Consider the following 16,829-nt stretch of genomic DNA (forward strand, 5'->3'; position numbering starts at 1 on the left):
CATGACCCGCACCTCCTCCCCCGTACTCGGCGTCGACTCGGGCGGCTCCGGCATCCGTTTCGCCCTCGCGGCCGCCGACGGCTCCCCGATCGGCGCCCCGCTGGTGTCCAGGGAGCCGGTACGCACCGGGCCCTCGGGGATCGACGCCGGCCATCTCCTCGGCCAACTCGTCCCCGCCGCCCGCAAGTTGGCCGCCGACGCAGGGGTGGAGGAGCCCACCGTCGTCTGTGTGGGCGCCGCCGGAATGGCGACCCTCGGCAACGCGCTGCGGGCCGAACTCCCGGCCGCGCTGGCCGGTTCGCTCGGTGTACGCCGCCTGGCGCTGGCCGGTGACGCGGTCACCGCGTACGCCGGAGCCCTCGGCCAGCGTCCCGGGGCGGTGGTCGCGGGTGGCACCGGGATGATCGCGCTGGGCACCGAACTGACCGAGTGGCGCCGGGCGGACGGCTGGGGGCATCTGCTGGGCGACTGCGGCAGCGGGTCGTGGATCGGTCGGGCGGGTCTGACGGCGGCGATGCGCGCCCACGACGGCCGCGGCGGCGGATCGCTGCCGCTGCTCGCACGTCTGACCGCCGTGTTCGGACCGGCCGGTGACATGCCGGGGCAGCTCTACCCGCGCACCGACCGGCCCGCGGTGCTCGCCTCGTTCGCCCCCGAGGTGGCCGCCTGCTCCGAGGACGGCGACCCGGTCGCCACGGAAATCCTGCGCGAGGCGGCCGGTCACATCGCCGCCGCAGCAGCCGCCGCATGCCCGCCGCCCGAGGCCGGGGAGTGCGAAGTCGCCTTCACCGGGGGGCTGTTCAGGATGGGCGATCCCCTTCTCGTACCCTTGCGTGCGGAGCTCGACGGACAACTGCCGCACGCGCGGCCCGTACCGGCCGCCGGCGATCCGCTCGCCGGGGCGCTGCTCATCGCGGCGGCGATCGAGAGCGACAGCCTCCGACTGCCGCTCCATCCGCAGCTGCTGTACGTGGCGACAGAGCAGGATAGATGATCCGTAACGCACTGAACGGATAAAAGCGGACAGATAACGCTCGAATGCCCCCTCCCCGAACAGCCGCACCCCCGAAGCCAGTAGCATGCGGCCGCATGAGCTCCCCCACTGGGCCTGCATCCGGCCTGCCTGTACGAATGCCGCGACCTCGCCAGTCCGGACGGCACCGCCGTCCGGAACCCGCGGTGGCCCCCGAGGGCGCGCCCGCGCTGGTTCTTGCCGTTCCCGGCACTCCTTCCTCCGCCACGCGCAGCCTGGCGGAAGAAGTCATCTCCATCGCACGCTCCGAGCTGCCCGGCCTCGACGCCCGGATCGGGTACCTGGACAGCACGGCCGACAACGCCGAGTTCCCGACGCTGGACGCGGTGCTCGCGCACACCGACGCCGAGCGCACCGCGCGCTACGAGCAGGCGAAGGCCGCGGGCCGCGAGGTGGCCGCGCCCGAGGGCCCGGTCGCCGTCGTGGTGCCGCTGCTCGCCGGCCCCGACGCCGCCATCGTGCGGCGGATACGGCAGGCCGTCATGGACAGCAGCGCGGCCGCCGAACTGGCCGACGTGCTCGGTCCGCACCCGCTGCTCGCCGAGGGGCTGCACGTACGCCTCTCCGAGGCCGGTCTGGCGCGCGCCGACCGCGCGAGGCTGTTCACGGTCGCCACGGCCGCCGACGGCATCATCCTGGCGACGGTGGGCGGCGACGAGGCCGTGCAGGCCGCCGGGATCACCGGCATGCTGCTGGCCGCGCGCCTGGCCGTCCCCGTGATGGCCGCCGCGCTCGACGTGGACGGCTCGGTGGCCTCGATCGCCGAGCAGCTGCGCGGTTCGGGTTCGGCGCAGCTGGCGCTCGCCCCGTACCTGATCGGTCCCGAGGTGGCGGGGAGCCTCCTCGACGACGCGGCCAAGGAGGTGGGCTGCGCGGCGGCCGAGGCGCTCGGTGCGTACCCCGCCGTCGGCAAGCTCGTCCTGGCGAAGTACACGACCGCACTGGGCATCACGCCGCAGCAGCCCTCGCAGGGCGCTCCGGTCAGCTGACCCACCGCATACGAGAGGGCCCGCACCGGATGTCCGGTGCGGGCCCTCTCGCGTACGCGATCAGCCGAAGACCACGCAGGAGGCGGCGGGTGCCTCGATGAAGCCCGCGCGGCGCGGGATGCCCGTCTCGGGGTCGATGTCGAACCAGGTGACGTTCCCCGAGCGCTCGTTGGCCGCGTAGAGGCGGCGGCCCGAGGGGTCCAGGGCGAGGTCGCGCGGCCAGTGGCCGCCGCAGCCGACGGTGGTGACCAGGGCGGGCTTCTCACGGCTCTCGTCGAGCGCGAGGACGGAGAGGGAGTCGTGGCCGCGGTTGGCGGCCCAGAGGAAGCGTCCGTCGTGGGAGACGACGATCTCGGAGGCGTACGTCTCGGTGTACTCGCCGTCGGGCACCACGGCCGTCTCGCCGACCGGCTCCAGGGTGCCCGATCCGGCGTCCCACCGGCAGACGGTGAGGGTGGGCTCCAGCTCGTTCAGTACGTAGGCGTGCGTGCCTTCGGGGTGGAAGACCAGATGGCGCGGACCGCTGCCCGGCTTCAGGGCGGTCTCGCCGTGCAGGGTCAGCGCCCCGGTGGCGGCGTCGAGCGCGCAGACGCGCAGCGAGTCGGTGCCGAGGTCCACGCTCACCACCCAGCGGCCGCTGGGGTCGGGGAGGACCTGGTGTGCGTGCGGGCCCTGCTGGCGTGCCGCGTTCGGGCCGCTGCCCTCGTGGACGAGTACGGAGGTGCGCTCCCCCAACTCCTCGCCCCGCAGCGGGACGACGGAGACGCTGCCCGAGCTGTAGTTGGCGGTCAGCACATGGCCCGCGGTGAGCGCGAGATGCGTCGGGTCCTGCCCGCCCACCGCGACGGACGCGCCGTTGAGCTGCGGCTGTGCGCCGGTCACGTCGAACGCGGCGACCGCCCCTTCCGCGGTCTCGGAGACGCTGTAGAGCACCGAGCCGTCCTCGGAGAGGGCGAGGAAGGAGGGGTTGGCGACAGCGTCGGTGGCGCCGAGTTCCGTCAGCGCCCCCGTCTCCCGGTCCACGGAGGCGGCGATGATCCCCCGCCCGCCCGCCGTCGTGAACGACCCGATGAATGCCCGCCCGGTGCCTGTGGTGCCCACCGTGCTACCCCTCTCCGCCGATGATCCTGATGACGGGCCGACGGTAGCAGGGGGTCTAGACCATCCCCTCGCCCCGGGCGCGGGACTTGGCGGACTCGTGGTGGACGTAGGCGGGGCGCCATTCGCGCGGGTCGTACGTACGGTGGAAGACCGGTGTCGCCGAGCCCGAGATGGGCGGCACGATCCACGACCAGTCGGCGCCGACGGGCCGTCCCCTGCCCTCCTCCCGCGCGAGGTGGGTGAGGAAGCGCTGCGATTCGGTGTGGTGGTCGGCGACGGTGACTCCGGCGCGGTCGAAGGAGTGCAGGACGGCCCGGTTGAGTTCGATCAGCGCACGGTCCTTCCAGAGCGAGCGGTCGCTGGTCATGTCGTACCCGAGCCGCTCGGCGATGCGCGGCAGCAGGTCGTAGCGGTCGGTGTCGGCGAGATTGCGGGCGCCGATCTCGGTGCCCATGTACCAGCCGTTGAAGGGCGCGGCCGGGTAGCAGATCCCGCCGATCTCCAGGCACATTCCGGCGATCGCGGGTACGGCGTGCCAGCGCAGCCCGAACTCGGCGGGCCAGGTGTCCTCGGGGTGGTGCAGCTCCACTTCCAGGACGGCGTCGCGCGGCAGCTCGAAGCAGCGCGGCTTGCCCGCTCCGTCCTGGACCACCAGCGGCAGTACGTCGAAGGCGGTGCCCGGGCCGCCCCGCCAGCCGAGCCGCAGCGCGAGGGCGGTGAGCCCGGCGTTGCGCGGGTCGCCGATCACGCGGCCGGCCCCGGTGAAGTACCCGGCGTACCGCACCAGTTGCTCGTTCCAGATACGAGGGCCCGGGCTTCCCGGGGCGTCCGGGGCGAAGACGGTGATCAGGGGGCGTATCCGGCCGCCGTTGGTGGCCTCGCGCAGATGCGCGGCGCACTCGCGGGCCACGGATTCGGCGTCGTCGGCAGCCCTGCGGTCGCGGACGCGCAGCGAGCGCCAGTAGAGGCGGCCGATGCAGCGGTTGCTGTTGCGCCAGGCGACGCGCGCACCGAAGACGAGCTCCTCGGTGGTGTGCCGGTACGTCCCGGTGGCGTCGATCTCCGACCGTACGGCCGCGATCCGCGGGGCGGGGTCGGTCTCCGGCAGTTCCTCGTGGTGGAACAGCCGGATGAACTCCTCGGCGTCCCGCCGCAGTTCGGCCGGTCCGGCGGGCGCCACGGGGTCCCCCGTCCCCGGGTGACCGGCCGGGCAGCGGACGGGCGGCACCGGCGCATCGGCCCTCCGATGCTGCTCCACCACCGGTGCCTGAGCACTGACCCCGCGACGGAACTGACGTAACTTCCGCATGGCGCACATCCCCAAGAGCGTCGGAGGGGACCCAATGATGCCGCCGGGTTACCCCCTGCGCGGGGAGATCCACCCTGTCTGTGCGCCATGAATACGGTTCATCCCCGGGGCCCGTGTCCACTGTGCAGGTCAGGCGGGCGCGACGGGGGCGTGCGGCAGGGTGCGACGGGGCGTGCGCAGGCAGGTGCACGCCCCCTCGTCCGCCTCAGCGACCGTTGGCGGAGAAGTGCTGATAGTCGGGCGCCCACCATCGGCCGCCCCACTTCCAGCCCACGGTGTGCATCGCCCTGGTGATGACGTCGCCTGGCCTGATCATGCCTTTCGCCGCGCGACGGCGGTCGAGGTAGCGGGCACCGGCCGCGGGGTAGACACGCCCGTGGGTGTCGACGTACGGGTTCTCCAGGGTGTTGATGTCGACTGCGTCGCCGTACGAGTGCTGCGAGCGGCGGGAGGGATTCCCGGTGACAGCACGGCAGTTGAAGGCGGACGTGTTGTCGGCGGCCATCGCGGCGACGTCACTGCCGCCGAACTCCGCCATCACCCGCATCTGCCGGATGGGGAAGCGGGCGGCGAAGGCCCGGCCGAACACGTACAGAAGCGGGCGCACGGCCTCCTTCCTGACGACGAGTTCGCCGGAGCGGACCCGGCCGTCGAACCCCCAGTGGTTCATCCGGATCAGCCGGAGCCCGCGCGGCGCGACCGGACACCCGGTGTGCCAGCTGCGGCCCAGCTTCGCCCAGGAAACGGCGGTGACCCGGGCGTTGAGCGCGGGCTTGGGCAGACTGTGTGCGGCGGCGGGCGCGGCGAGGCAGCCGGCGAGCAGGGCGGCGGTCGCCGCCGCAAGGCCGATCACCCTGCGAGGGCGGATCGGGGAGCGTCGTGTGATGGTCACCGGGCAGGTATAACCCGCACCTTTCACCCGGCCGCGTATGACATCACGCCGATACGCCTTTTCGCCCGATTGCCGTGCTCCCGGCTGCGTCGCGCCTGGTCCGGGGCATGGTGGGGCCATGACTGAACGGCGCAACCCCCTGCCCGCCGACGCCCGGGAGTACGCCCGCTGGTCGCGGGTCGGGCGGGTGCTGGGCAGCCGTGTCGGCGACTGGATCGCCATCGGGCTGGTCTTCGTGCTCAGTCTGCCCAGGGTCCTGATCCGGCCCGACGACCCCTGGAGTCCGGGGTTCAACTGGCCGATCGCCGTGGCGCTGCTCGGGACGCTCTCGCTCCTGTTCCGGCGCCGGTGGCCGGAGGTGCCGGTGGTCGCGGGTCTTGCCGTTCTGGCGCTGACCTCGGACGACGCGCTGTTGCGCTTCGGCGTCTACGCACTCGGGCGCTACCGGCCGCTGCGGTACGCGGCCTGGGGCGCGGTGTGCGTCGTCTTCGTCCGACTGAGCATCGTGGTCTTCATCGTCGACCGGTTCTCGAACGAGGCGATCTGGGAGCTCATGGTCCTCACCCTGCGCTACTCCTTGATGAGCGTGCTGGGTCCCGCCTCCGCCGGTGCCGTCGTCCGTACGTTCCGCGTCGGTGAGCTGCTCTCCGCGTTCCGGGCCCGCCTGGACCGTGAGGACGCGCTGCGCAAGGCCGAGGAGGCTGCCGAGGAACGGGCCGAGCAGGCGCGCCGGCGCATCGCACGGGACGCCCACGATCATGTGGGGCACGAGGTCACCCTGATGGTGCTCCAGGCCAATCTGCTGGCCGCCCAGGCATCGGACGAGGCGACCCGTACCGCGGCCGAGGGACTGGTCGACCGCGGGCAACGGGCCATCCACGAGCTGCACAGCATCGTGAAGACGCTCAAGGAGCCCGAGGAGAGACTCACCTCCCCGCCCGATGTGCGGCGCATCGAGCGGCTCGTCGACGACGTCCGCGCCAGTGGCGCCGACGCCCGTCTGGAACGGAGCGGATTCGAGGACGGGCTGCTGCCTCCGGCCGTGGCGGAGTTCTGCTTCCGGGTCGCCCAGGAGGGGCTGACCAACGCGGTCAAGCACGCACCCGGCGCCGGCATCCTCGTCACCCTGGCGACCGATGACACGACCGCCCGGGTCACGGTCCGCAATTCCGCGCCCACTGCCGCGCCGGGCGCGCATGCGGAGGGCGGCGGCAGCGGCCTTCAGGACCTGGCCGAGCTGGCGGAGCGGCTCGGCGGCGAGCTTGTGGGACGGGCCTTGCCCGACGGTGGATTCGAGGTGCGGGCGACGCTGCCGCTGGCGACGCCTCGCTGACGTACGACATGCGCGCCCTCCCGCGCCCGGAGATCATGGAAAGTGACGCCTACGTGACAGGGAGTGCACCATGCCGGTCGACGTGGTTCTGGTGGACGACGAGCCGCTGGTCAGGGCGGGGATCAAGGCGCTCCTCGACACCACCGACGACATCCGGGTGGTCGGCGAGGCGAGCGACGGCGCCGAAGCGGTGGAACTCGCGGTGCGGCTGCGGCCCGACGTCGTCGTCATGGACGTCAACATGCCGAAGGTCTCGGGGATCACGGCCACACGCCGGCTGCAGGACCTGTCGCCCCGGCCGCGCATCCTGATGCTGACCGCGGTGGGCGACCAGGAGAAGGTCGCCGAGGCATTCCGGGCAGGGGCTGACGGTTTCTCCCTGAAGAGCGCCCGCATCGGCGAGCTGATCCGCTCGGTGCTCACCGTGGCCCAGGGCGACCCCGTGGTGCCGCCGGAGATCATGCGCCTGATGATCGAGCAGGCGGCCGGGCAGGACTCCCCCGAGGTGGCGGAGGCGCGCAAGCGGGTGGGGCGGCTGGGCGGGCGCGAGCAGCAGGTGCTCGCGCTGCTGGGCAGCGGCGCCAACAACGCGCGCATCGCCGCGACCCTGTTCATGGCCGAGGGCACCGTGAAGGGCTATGTCTCGCGGGTACTGGCGGAGCTCCAGGTCGACAACCGGACGCAGGCCGCCCTGCTCGCGCACCAGATCGGGCTGAAGCCCGAGGACGCCGAGCAGCACACGGCCTGACTTTCGTTGGGTTGCCCCGGACGTAAGTCTCCGTAATGGGGCATCTCGGGCATGCATGCTCTTTCTCGGAGCGCCTGGTCGGCGCGCTCGTTCCGTATCGCCCGTGGAGGAGAAAGCATGCCCAGCACGTCCCGTCAGCCCCGTCCGTCGTCCGCGGCCCGCCTCGGCGGCCGTATCGCTTTTGTTCTGGGCACCCGGGCGGAGATCACCCGGCTCGCGCCCGTCGTGCACGAGCTCGGTGACGCGGCCGCGCTCGTGCACACGGGCCAGCAGCACGATCCGCTGCTCGGCACCGCCCTGCTGGCCGAGTGGGGCCTCGCCGCGCCGGACGCCGCGCTGGACATGGACGACGACCCGAGCGGGGACGGGCGGCTCGAGCGCATCATGCTCTGGCTGGACGCGAACTTCACCGAGCACCGGCCGGCCGCGGTCGTCGTCCTCGGCGGCAGCATGTCGGCCACCGCGGGCGCGCTGGCCGCGAACGGCGCCGGGATTCCTGTCGTCCATGTGGGCGCGGGGGCCCGGAGCCATGACCGCCACGAGCCCGCGGAGCGTCACCGCGTCGTCGTCGACCGGCTCGCGGACGTGCTGTGCGCCGTGACCCCCGAGAACGTCACTCAGCTGATCGACGAGGACTACGACCCCGACCGGATCGTGCTGACCGGTTCCACTGCCGTGGAGGCCTGCTCCCGCCGCCTGCCTGCGCCCGCACGCGGCGCCGCACTCGTCGACGCCCTCGGCCTGGACCACGACTGCTACGTCCTGGCCGCCCTCGACACCCTCGCGACCACCGAGCGACCGGAACTTCTCAGCACCGCGCTCACCGCGCTCGGCGACGCACACGACGGCGGGTGCCAGGTCGTCCTGCCGCTGCACCCGCGCACCCGGTCCGCCGTCGTACGCCAGGGCCTCGAACCGCTGCTCGACCGACTGCGGGTGATCGACGCCCTGGACCGGCGGTCCCTCCTCGCCCTGGCGAGCCACGCGGCGGTCGTGGTGACCGACTCGGGCGCGGTACAAGAGGAAGCCACCCTGCTCGGGCGGCCGCATCTCGTCGTACGCGAGACCGCGGAACTCCCCGAATCCCTCGGCGGGTTCGCGGAGCCCACGCATCCGCTCGAGCTGGCTCGGGCGATACGCCGCCACCTCGCCGCGCTCCCCGACACACCGGCCCAACTGGCCGAGACCGCCTCGCCGTTCGGCGACGGATTCGCCTCGGAACGCATCGCCGAGGCGGCGCTCGCGGCCGCTGCGCACGGCGGCGGGCCGCCGGTGTTCCGGCGGGTCATCCCCCGCGCCGCACCGGACGACACCGGGCGGCGGCAGACGACGCCCAGCGCGGTGATCGACGCCATCGTCAGCGCGTGAGCCTGCACCCTCGTGCGCCCCACAGTCCAGATGTCCGTTATGTTCGATTTACGGACCATTCGTATGCCCTTGGATTCCAGGGCCACGAGGAAGGACGCCCGAGCATTCGTATGCAGAAGTCGCCTGACCTGTCACAAGCACCCCCCTGGCTCGCCCGGGCTCTGCCCCGCATCCGCGGACTCGAGCCCACCAGCACCTACGGCTACGAGGGCGAACTCCTCCACGACGACGGCCGCCCCGACATGGAGGCGCACGGGGCGCGTGTGGCCGACCTCGTGATCCGCCTGGGCGAGGCGCTGCTCTCGTACGGGGCTCCCGCCGAGGAGTCCGTCGCCGGCATGCTGATCACCGCCGAATCGTTCGGACTGAGTCACGTCGAACCCAGCGTGACGCTCGCGAACGTGTACGTGTCCGGATACGCACCAGGGGTGCTCACCCCGGTCCATGCGAGCCGGGTCATCCGCAAGCACGCCACCGACTTCAGCACCCTTGCGCGGATCCAGGCCCTCGTCTCCGCGATCAGCACCCGGCAGTTGTCGCTCGCGGAGGCCAGGAAGCGCGCGGCGGTCATCCTCGACGGGCCGGCGCCCGCCGGGCGCTGGGCGCGGCTTCGCTTCCCGGTCCTGACGGGCATGGTCGCTGCGGGCGCGGGCCTCGTCTTCGGCGGCGAGATCGTGGAGTCGATTTCCGCGCTCATCGCCGCCTTCACCGGCGCCCTGTTGTGCGGTGTGCTCCAGCGGCACGGGGTCCCGGCGTTCTACCGGTACGCGGTCGCCGCGATGCCCGCCGGCGTCACCGCACTGGCCGTGCACGCGCTCGCGCCGGAGACCAGCAGCCAGGCGATCGTCGTCGCCGGCGTGCTCGGGCTGCTGCCCACGGTGACCTTCGTCAGCGCCGTGCAGGACAGTCTGACGGGGCACTATCTGACCGCCCTCGGGCGCCTCTTCGACGCCCTGCTGGTCTTCACCGCGGTGATCACGGGTGTGGTGGCGGTCCTGGGGCTCGGGGCGGTGGTGGGACTGGACCTGCCGATGTCGCCGTCGATCTCCCACGGCGACTGGACCGGACCGGCCGTCGTGGGCGTGATCGTCTTCGCCGTGGCCGTCGCCGCACGGAGCCGAGCACGGTCGCAGGACTGGCTGCCCGCCGCCGGCATCGCGCTCGGCGGGTACACCGTGCTGGTGGGGGTCGGCGCGCTGGGGTTCTCCTCGCTCGCCGCGACGGCCGTGGCCGCGAGCACGGTCGGCGCCGTCGGCCAGGTCGTCGCCCGGCGGCGCAACGAGTCCGCCATCGCGCTGGTCGTCCCCGGCATGGCGCCCCTGCTCCCCGGCGGCACGCTCTACCTCGCCCTCAACGACCTGGCGTCGGGCAGGACTCCGGCGGGCCTGGGGGGCCTCGTCCATGTCGCGGCCGTCACGGTCGTCCTGGCCGTGGGGATCAACCTCACCGGCGAGTGCGCCCAGTTCCTGCGACAGGCCCGCGGCGGCGCCCGGCGGTCCGAGGAGATCGTCTAGGCCTTCACGGGGGTCGCGTACGGGGCGTGGTGGAGGGGTGTGACCAGTGCGGTGAGTGCGCGTTCCAGGTCGTGGATGTGGGTGAGCGCGGGCTCCGTCCCGGCCGGGCGGGGCGCGGGGACCGGGGCCGCCGGGATGGCGCCGGACCGGGGCGCGGTGAGGATTTCGACCGCGGACTCGACGCGCCAGCAGGCGGCCGCGAGGCGGGCGTCGTGCGAGGCGTCGGGGTCGGCGGCGACGGAGGCGAGGCCGCGGACCTCGCGGGCGCAGTCGTCGAGCAGGGCCAGGACCCGGCGGGCGCGGGCCTTACGGGCGCGGAGCGGGTTGAGGGGGTGGACCAGCGGCGCGAGGGAGAGCCGTACCCGTCCCAGCAGAAGTTCGAGCTCGGTGATGTGCGGCGCGGGGTCGGCGCCCGGGGTGCCCGCGAGGCGCGCCGTGGCCTCGGCGGTGCAGGCGTGGACGCAGTGCAGGGCGCGCCGGATCCAGGCGTGGGTGGTGGCGTGCGTGGTGACGGGCAGGACCACCAGCACCGCGAGCGCCGCACCCAGGGCCCCGGTGCCGGTCTCGGTCAGACGCAGCAGCAGAAGCGCGGGGTTGAGAACGCCGAGCAGTCCGTAGAGCAGGCCTGCCATGACGGTCACGAAGAACATCATCCAGCTGTACGAGGGGGCCGCCGTGTAGAAGATCCCGAAGACGCAGACGGCGACCAGCGCGGCCGTGGGCGCGACCGCGCCGTCGAGCGGCAGGGCGATCAGCAGTCCGGCGACGATGCCGACAACGGTGCCGAGGACCCGGCGGAAGCCGCGGACCAGTGTCTCGCCGCGCGACGCGGTGTTGACGAAGATCCACCAGGCGGTGCCGACGGCCCAGTAGAAGCGGTCATGGGAGAGCAACTGGCCCACGGCGAGCGCGAAGCTGCAGGCCAGCATCGCCTGGAAAGCCTGCCGGGTGGTGGGGCGGGCGAGGCCGCGGCCGGTGAGGGGTGCGGGGGCGGCGGGCGGAGGCGTACGGCGCTCGATGCACCAGAGGCCGAACCGGACCGCCGAGGCCGAAGCAATGGCGAGCGCGACGGCCGCGTACAGCTCGGGGAGCTGGGACGGGACCGCGTGCAGGAACTGCGTGATGAAGAAGGTCATGAAGCCGAAGGTGCCGAGCGCATGGCCGCGCGGGCCCCATCGGCGGGCGTACACCCCGGCGAAGATCACGGCGAGCCAGGACGCGTCGCGCAGCAGCGGCATTCCGTGCAGCGACGAGGCGAGTGCCAGGACGGGGAAGCCGACGGCGGGCAGCAGGGCGGTGGTGAGGGCCTGGCGGCGTACGGTCGCATCCCCGATGGTGAAGAGCGCGAGGAGCGCGGCGAGTCCCCCGGTGATGGACGCGGTCAGCGAGAGGCCCGCCAACTCGGCTGCGGTCACGGCGAGGCCGATGCCGAGCACGGCGCGCAGCGAGACGCGCAGCCGGTGCAGCCCCGGATCCGGAGCGGCGAACATCCTCTTCATGGCGGTGTCCCCGCCCCCCTTCGACCTTCGGCTCTGCCGCAGACATGGCGAAGGCGCCGCGGGTCGGTCCGCAGCGCCATCGATATGGAGAGGAAAGCATCAAGAGGGACGTTGGCTCAACTCGCTCCGAGTCTGCTGTGCCATTGGTACAGTCATGATCTCATCGGCGGTGCCAGAAGGAGACCAACGGACCATGGCGGTGGACGAGCTCGACACCCGCATCCTGAAGCTGCTGATCGAGCAGCCGCGCACCAGCGTGCGCGAGTACGCGCGGATCCTCGGTGTCGCCCGCGGCACCGTCCAGTCCCGGCTCGACCGGCTGGAGCGGGACGGCGTGATCACCGGGACGGGCCCGGTCCTCTCCCCCGCCGCGCTCGGTCATCCGGTGCTCGCCTTCGTCCACATCGAGGTCACCCAGGGGCATCTCGACGAGGTCGGTGATGCGCTCGCCGCCGTACCGGAGATCATCGAGGCCTTCTCGATCACGGGCGGCGGGGATCTGCTGACCCGGGTCGCGGCCCGCGACAACGGCCATCTCGAAGACGTCATCCAGCAGCTCATCCAACTGCCGGGCGTGGTCAGGACGCGCACCGAGATGGCGCTCCGCGAGCGGGTGGCGCACCGGCTGCTGCCGCTGGTGGAGTCGGTGGGCAGGGCATCCTTGACCCCATGAGCACTCCGGTCATCTTCGATCTCGACGGCACACTCGTGGACAGCGAGCAGAACTACTTCGCAGCGGGGCGGCAGTTGCTCGCCCGGTACGGGGTGAGCGACTTCGACTGGGAGAACCACTCACGGTTCATCGGCATCAGTACGCGCGAGACGCTGGAGACCCTGAGCGCCGAGTACGGGATCGAGGCGCCGCTGGACGAACTCCTGGCCGCGAAGAACGCGCTCTATCTGGAACTGGCCCGCACCTCCACCGAGGTCTTCTCCGAGATGCGGAAGTTCGTCGAGCGGCTGCACGCGGACGGCGTCCCGACCGCGGTGGCATCCGGATCGTCGCTCGCCGCCATCGACGCGATCCTCGTCGGCACAGGGCTGGACGCGCTGTTCACCGTCGTCGTCTCGGCGGAGGAGGTCGCACACGGCAAGCCCGAGCCCGACGTGTTCCTGGAGGCGGCCCGTCGGCTCGGCGCGGACCCCGCCGGGTGTGTGGTGGTCGAGGACGCGGTGCCCGGTGCGGCCGCCGCGCACGCGGCCGGGATGCGCTGCATCGCCGTACCGTACGTGGCCGGGTCGTCCGGCGATCCGGCGTTCGCCGCCGCTGGGCTCCTCTTCCCCGGCGGCCAGGGCGAGTTCACGGCGCAGGCGGCTCTCGACTGGCTTCACGGTCTCCACTGAATCCCTGCACCGACCCCACCGTTCCCTCACGCGCCTGCCAGTGCGACGATTCCGACGCAACGGCACAAACGATCGAGGGAACGGAGAACACCACGTGATAGGTGGGGGAAGACGGATTCACCGTTGGGGGGTGGCGCTCGCGGCGCCGGCGGTGGCCTTCACGGTCCTCGCGCCCGCAGGCACCGCACACGCGGCGACCGGGCCGGCCGGAATCACGGCGAAGAGCGCGATCCTGCTCGACAGCGGCACGAACAAGCCGCTCTGGGGCAAGGCCCCGGACACCAGGCGGCAGATGGCCAGCACCACCAAGGTGATGACGGCGCTCGTCGTGCTCGAGACCAAGGGTCTCAATCTCAACAAGCAGATCACCGTCAAGCAGAGCTACCGCAACTACGTCGCGCGCAACGGCGCCAGCACGGCCGACCTGCGCACGGGCGACAAGCTCACGGTCCGCCAGCTGCTGTACGGGCTGATGCTGCCGTCGGGCTGCGACGCCGCCTACGCTCTCGCCGACGCGTTCGGCACGGGCAAGTCGGAGGCCGCACGCACCGGCAACTTCATCTCCAAGATGAATGCCAAGGCGTCCCAGCTGAAGCTCAAGAACACCCGGTACGACTCCTTCGACGGGATATCGAAGGCGGGGAAGAACTGGACCAATACCCGTGACGCGGCGGCGCTCGCCCGGCGTGCGATCGGGAACTCCACCCTGGCGGGGGTCGTGAAGGCGACCAGCACCAAGCAGAAGGCGACCAACGGCCGGGTCTACACCTGGTACAACACCAACCAGCTGCTCGGCTCGTACAAGGGTGCCATCGGCATCAAGACCGGTACGGGCACCGCTGCGGGACCGTGCCTGGTCTTCGCGGCCAAGCGCGGCAGCCGGACGGTCGTCGGAGTGATCCTCAACGACAAGAACCGCTACACCGACGCCAAGAAGATGCTCGACTGGGCCTTCAAGACCAAGACGGCCATGTCGCTGCGCACGCTTCCGGCCGGGGCCGAGCGGGACTAGTCACAACAGGACTAGTTCACGGCAAGCCCTTCAATCGTCTCCCATATCCGGGATAGCATCCCGGATATGGGAGACATTGATGTGCGGCTGGCTGCCCGCCTGGCAGAGCTCCGCACCGAACGCGGCTGGTCGCTCGACGAGCTGGCCCAGCGCACGGGCATCAGCCGGTCCACGCTCTCGCGTCTGGAGCGCTCGGAGATCAGCCCCACGGCCTCGCTGCTGAACCGGCTCTGCACGGTGTACGAGCGCACCATGTCGCGGCTGCTGACCGAGGTCGAGGCCGATCCGACGCAGTTGGTGCGCGCCGCCGACCAGCCCGTGTGGACCGACGACTCCTCCGGTTTCGTACGGCGCTCCATCTCCCCTCCCCACGCAGGACTCCGCGGCGAACTCGTGGAGGGCACCCTGCAGTCGGGCGCCGACATCGCGTACGACGGACCGGCTGTGCCCGGCCTCGAACAGCACATCTGGGTCCTCGAAGGCGCCCTGCAGGTCACCGTGCAGGGCGAGACCCATGAGCTCGCGACCGGGGACTGCCTGCGCTTCCGTCTGTGGGGGCCGACGCGCTTCCACTGCGAGGGACCCGAGGCCGTCCGCTACGTCATCGCGGTCGTCCTGCCATGAGCGGTACGGAAACGGGCACCGGCTTCGCCCGCCGCGACCGCCTCGTCCTCGCCGTCTGCCTCGCCGCCGGGTTCACGACACTCCTCGACCAGTCGGTCCTCAACATCGCGGTGCCCTCCCTACGTGACGCGCTCTCCGCCGACGCCGCCCAGGTCCAGTGGATCGTGGCCGGCTACTCCCTCGCCTTCGGCCTCGCCCTCGTACCCGGCGGACGGCTCGGCGACCTCCACGGCCGCAAGCCGTACTTCCTCTTCGGCATGGCGTTGTTCGTCGCCGCGGGAATCCTCTCGAGCTGTGCGGGGAACGCCTGGGTCGTCGTCGTCTCCCGGCTGCTTCAGGGCTTCGGCGCGGGGATGGTCAACGCCCAGGTGATCGGCACGATCCAGGACGTGTTCAGCGGCCCGGCCAGGGCGCGGGCGCTCGGCCTGTACGCGGTGACGGCGGGGGCGGCGGCCGCGCTGGGGCCGCCGCTGGGCGGTGCGCTGATAGCCGCCGCGGGACCCGGCCTCGGCTGGCGTCTCGCCGTACTGCTCAACGCGCCCTTCGGTCTGGCCGCACTCGTCCTCGCCGCACGGCATCTGCCCCGGCGCCGCCCGGTCGAAGGACGGGCCGGCCTCGATCTGCCGGGGATCGCGCTCTTCGCCGCCCTGACCGTGCTGATCATGCTGCCCTTCATCCGGTCCACGGGGTACGCGGTCTACGGCGCCGGTGCATTCCTCGCAGCCGGTGCGCTCGTCCTCCAGCAGTACCGGCGGGCGCGTGCGGGCCGGCAGCCGCTGGTCCATCCGGCGCTGCGCCGGTCGGCCCCGTACGCACTCGGCACGATGGTGGCGATGGCCCAGTTCGGCGCCTCGCTCGCGGCCGGGATGGTCCTCGCCCTGTTCCTCCAGGGCGCCCTCGGACTCTCCGCCATGGCCTCCGCCGCGGTGATGCTGCCGCAGGCGCTCGGCATGGGCGCCACCTCCGTCTTCGCCTGGCGCACGGTGCGGCGCTTCGGCGAGCACCGGGTGGTGACGGCGGGGCTCGCACTCTCCGCCGCCGCGCTGCTGGCGAGCGGGGTCTCCACCCTGTACGTCCCGGCCGCCGTGCTCCCGGCCCTGCTCGCCGCGTTCCAGTTCTGTGCGGGCGCCGCGACCGGCCTCACGGTGGCTCCCACCCAGGCGCAGGTGCTGCGGCACGCGCCCGCCGAGGCGGCCGGGGTCGCGGGCGGCATCCTGCAGATGGCGCAGCGCATGGCGGCCGCGGTCTGCATCAGCGCGGTCTCCGGCATCTATCTGCACGGCGCGGGATCGGGCGCGGCCGGGCTGCGGCACGCCTACTGGTACGCGGCGCTCGCCTGCGCCGCGATCGTGGGCGCGGGCCTGGTCGTCTCCGTACTCAACCGGAGGGTGAGCAGGGCGCCCGCTCCGGTTCCGGAAGCCCCGGCGCCCGCCTCCGCCGCTCCCGGGAAGGAACTTGCCCTGTGAGCAAGCCGGTCCGCCTCTCCCCCGCCGAACTGACCGCCGCAGCCGAAGAGTTGGCCGGCCTCCTCGTGGAGGCCGTCGAGGACGGTGCCTCGCTCGGTTTCCTCGCGCCTCTGGACCATGCCGAAGCCGCGGCCTGGTGGCGCTCGCTGGCGTCCGACGTGACCGAGGGGCGGCTGGTGGTGTGGGCGGCGTACGACAGCGGCCGGATGACCGGGACGATCAGCTTCGCTCCGGCCCGGAAGGCCAACTCGCGCCACCGCGCGGAGATCGCGAAGGTTCTCGTACGGAAGGAAGCGCGCGGCCGGGGCCTGGCGCGGAATCTGCTCGCCGTCGCGGAGCGCCATGCCGTCGCGACCGGGGTGACGCTGCTGATGCTGGACACCGAGACGGACAGCGCCGCCGATCACCTCTACCGCCGCGAGGGCTGGACTCCGTACGGCACCGTGCCCGGTTATGCGGCCGATCCGGCCGGGACGCTTCAGCCATGCACGTTCTTCTACAAGGCGCTCACGCCCTGATCCTCAACCCTTGTCGCCAGTGAGGCCATCTGCTTGACTCCGCCCGCCGCAACGTCAACTCACCGGCGGAGGAAGCCCG

General features: G+C 72.3%; 16 protein-coding genes. 12 read left to right on the plus strand and 4 right to left on the minus strand.

All coding sequences use genetic code 11. The features are described from left to right. Window position 1: 1 nt before the first annotated feature. Window positions 2-994, plus strand: coding sequence for an N-acetylglucosamine kinase (locus OG707_RS02065; RefSeq protein ID WP_329113668.1), 993 nt, complete (start codon window positions 2-4; stop codon window positions 992-994). A gap of 95 nt (window positions 995-1,089) precedes the next feature. Then, the gene (locus OG707_RS02070) at window positions 1,090-2,022 is read left to right on the plus strand and encodes a sirohydrochlorin chelatase (protein ID WP_329113670.1); all 933 of its coding nucleotides are present in this window, start codon (window positions 1,090-1,092) and stop codon (window positions 2,020-2,022) included. A gap of 60 nt (window positions 2,023-2,082) precedes the next feature. On the opposite strand, the gene OG707_RS02075 is transcribed toward OG707_RS02070, so the two are convergent. The 3 genes from OG707_RS02075 to OG707_RS02085 all read right to left on the minus strand — a co-directional run bounded on the left by OG707_RS02075 (window position 2,083) and on the right by OG707_RS02085 (window position 5,324). Then, the gene (locus OG707_RS02075; protein ID WP_329113672.1) at window positions 2,083-3,123 is read right to left on the minus strand and encodes a lactonase family protein; all 1,041 of its coding nucleotides are present in this window, start codon (window positions 3,121-3,123) and stop codon (window positions 2,083-2,085) included. A gap of 55 nt (window positions 3,124-3,178) precedes the next feature. Next, the gene (locus OG707_RS02080) at window positions 3,179-4,303 is read right to left on the minus strand and encodes a nitric oxide synthase oxygenase (RefSeq protein ID WP_329113674.1); all 1,125 of its coding nucleotides are present in this window, start codon (window positions 4,301-4,303) and stop codon (window positions 3,179-3,181) included. A gap of 334 nt (window positions 4,304-4,637) precedes the next feature. Continuing rightward, window positions 4,638-5,324: a M15 family metallopeptidase gene (locus OG707_RS02085; protein ID WP_329113676.1), complete on the minus strand. Its 687-nt coding sequence runs from the start codon at window positions 5,322-5,324 to the stop codon at window positions 4,638-4,640. Between the two features lie 118 nt (window positions 5,325-5,442). Here OG707_RS02085 and OG707_RS02090 point away from each other — a divergent pair, with 118 nt between their 5' ends. The 4 genes from OG707_RS02090 (at window position 5,443) to OG707_RS02105 (ending at window position 10,287) form a co-directional block, all read left to right on the plus strand. After that, entirely contained in the window at window positions 5,443-6,657 is a 1,215-nt protein-coding gene (locus OG707_RS02090) for a sensor histidine kinase (protein ID WP_329113678.1), read from the plus strand. A 70-nt stretch (window positions 6,658-6,727) separates the two neighbouring features. Beyond that, window positions 6,728-7,405, plus strand: coding sequence for a response regulator transcription factor (locus OG707_RS02095; RefSeq protein ID WP_329113681.1), 678 nt, complete (start codon window positions 6,728-6,730; stop codon window positions 7,403-7,405). Window positions 7,406-7,522: 117 nt separating this feature from the next. Further along, complete coding sequence (locus OG707_RS02100; protein ID WP_329113683.1) at window positions 7,523-8,773, plus strand: UDP-N-acetylglucosamine 2-epimerase; 1,251 nt, start codon at window positions 7,523-7,525, stop codon at window positions 8,771-8,773. A 110-nt stretch (window positions 8,774-8,883) separates the two neighbouring features. Beyond that, window positions 8,884-10,287 (plus strand): threonine/serine ThrE exporter family protein, encoded by a 1,404-nt coding sequence (locus tag OG707_RS02105; RefSeq protein WP_329113685.1) that lies wholly within the window; start codon window positions 8,884-8,886, stop codon window positions 10,285-10,287. Here the strand turns inward: OG707_RS02105 and OG707_RS02110 are convergent. Beyond that, the gene (locus tag OG707_RS02110; RefSeq protein WP_329113687.1) at window positions 10,284-11,786 is read right to left on the minus strand and encodes an FUSC family protein; all 1,503 of its coding nucleotides are present in this window, start codon (window positions 11,784-11,786) and stop codon (window positions 10,284-10,286) included. The two genes, OG707_RS02105 and OG707_RS02110, sit on opposite strands and share 4 nt — an antisense overlap. 193 nt (window positions 11,787-11,979) lie before the next feature. On the opposite strand from OG707_RS02110, the gene OG707_RS02115 reads away from it, so the two are divergent. From OG707_RS02115 to OG707_RS02140, 6 genes are all read left to right on the plus strand, one after another. Further along, window positions 11,980-12,459, plus strand: coding sequence for an Lrp/AsnC family transcriptional regulator (locus tag OG707_RS02115; protein ID WP_329113689.1), 480 nt, complete (start codon window positions 11,980-11,982; stop codon window positions 12,457-12,459). After that, entirely contained in the window at window positions 12,456-13,130 is a 675-nt protein-coding gene (locus tag OG707_RS02120; protein WP_329113691.1) for an HAD family hydrolase, read from the plus strand. The genes OG707_RS02115 and OG707_RS02120 overlap by 4 nt, the downstream gene beginning before the upstream one ends. 130 nt (window positions 13,131-13,260) lie before the next feature. Beyond that, window positions 13,261-14,142 carry a D-alanyl-D-alanine carboxypeptidase family protein gene (locus tag OG707_RS02125; RefSeq protein ID WP_329113693.1) on the plus strand — a complete coding sequence of 294 codons (882 nt, stop codon included), beginning with the start codon at window positions 13,261-13,263 and terminating at the stop codon, window positions 14,140-14,142. Between the two features lie 66 nt (window positions 14,143-14,208). Further along, on the plus strand, window positions 14,209-14,766 hold the full coding sequence (locus tag OG707_RS02130) for a helix-turn-helix domain-containing protein (RefSeq protein ID WP_329113695.1): 558 nt from the start codon (window positions 14,209-14,211) through the stop codon (window positions 14,764-14,766). Beyond that, the gene (locus OG707_RS02135; protein ID WP_329113697.1) at window positions 14,763-16,232 is read left to right on the plus strand and encodes an MFS transporter; all 1,470 of its coding nucleotides are present in this window, start codon (window positions 14,763-14,765) and stop codon (window positions 16,230-16,232) included. Before OG707_RS02130 ends, OG707_RS02135 begins: the two co-directional genes overlap by 4 nt. Beyond that, on the plus strand, window positions 16,229-16,750 hold the full coding sequence (locus OG707_RS02140; protein WP_329113699.1) for a GNAT family N-acetyltransferase: 522 nt from the start codon (window positions 16,229-16,231) through the stop codon (window positions 16,748-16,750). The genes OG707_RS02135 and OG707_RS02140 overlap by 4 nt, the downstream gene beginning before the upstream one ends. Window positions 16,751-16,829 lie beyond the last annotated feature (79 nt).

It is taken from the genome of Streptomyces sp. NBC_01465 (assembly GCF_036227325.1).
Lineage (GTDB): Bacteria > Actinomycetota > Actinomycetes > Streptomycetales > Streptomycetaceae > Streptomyces.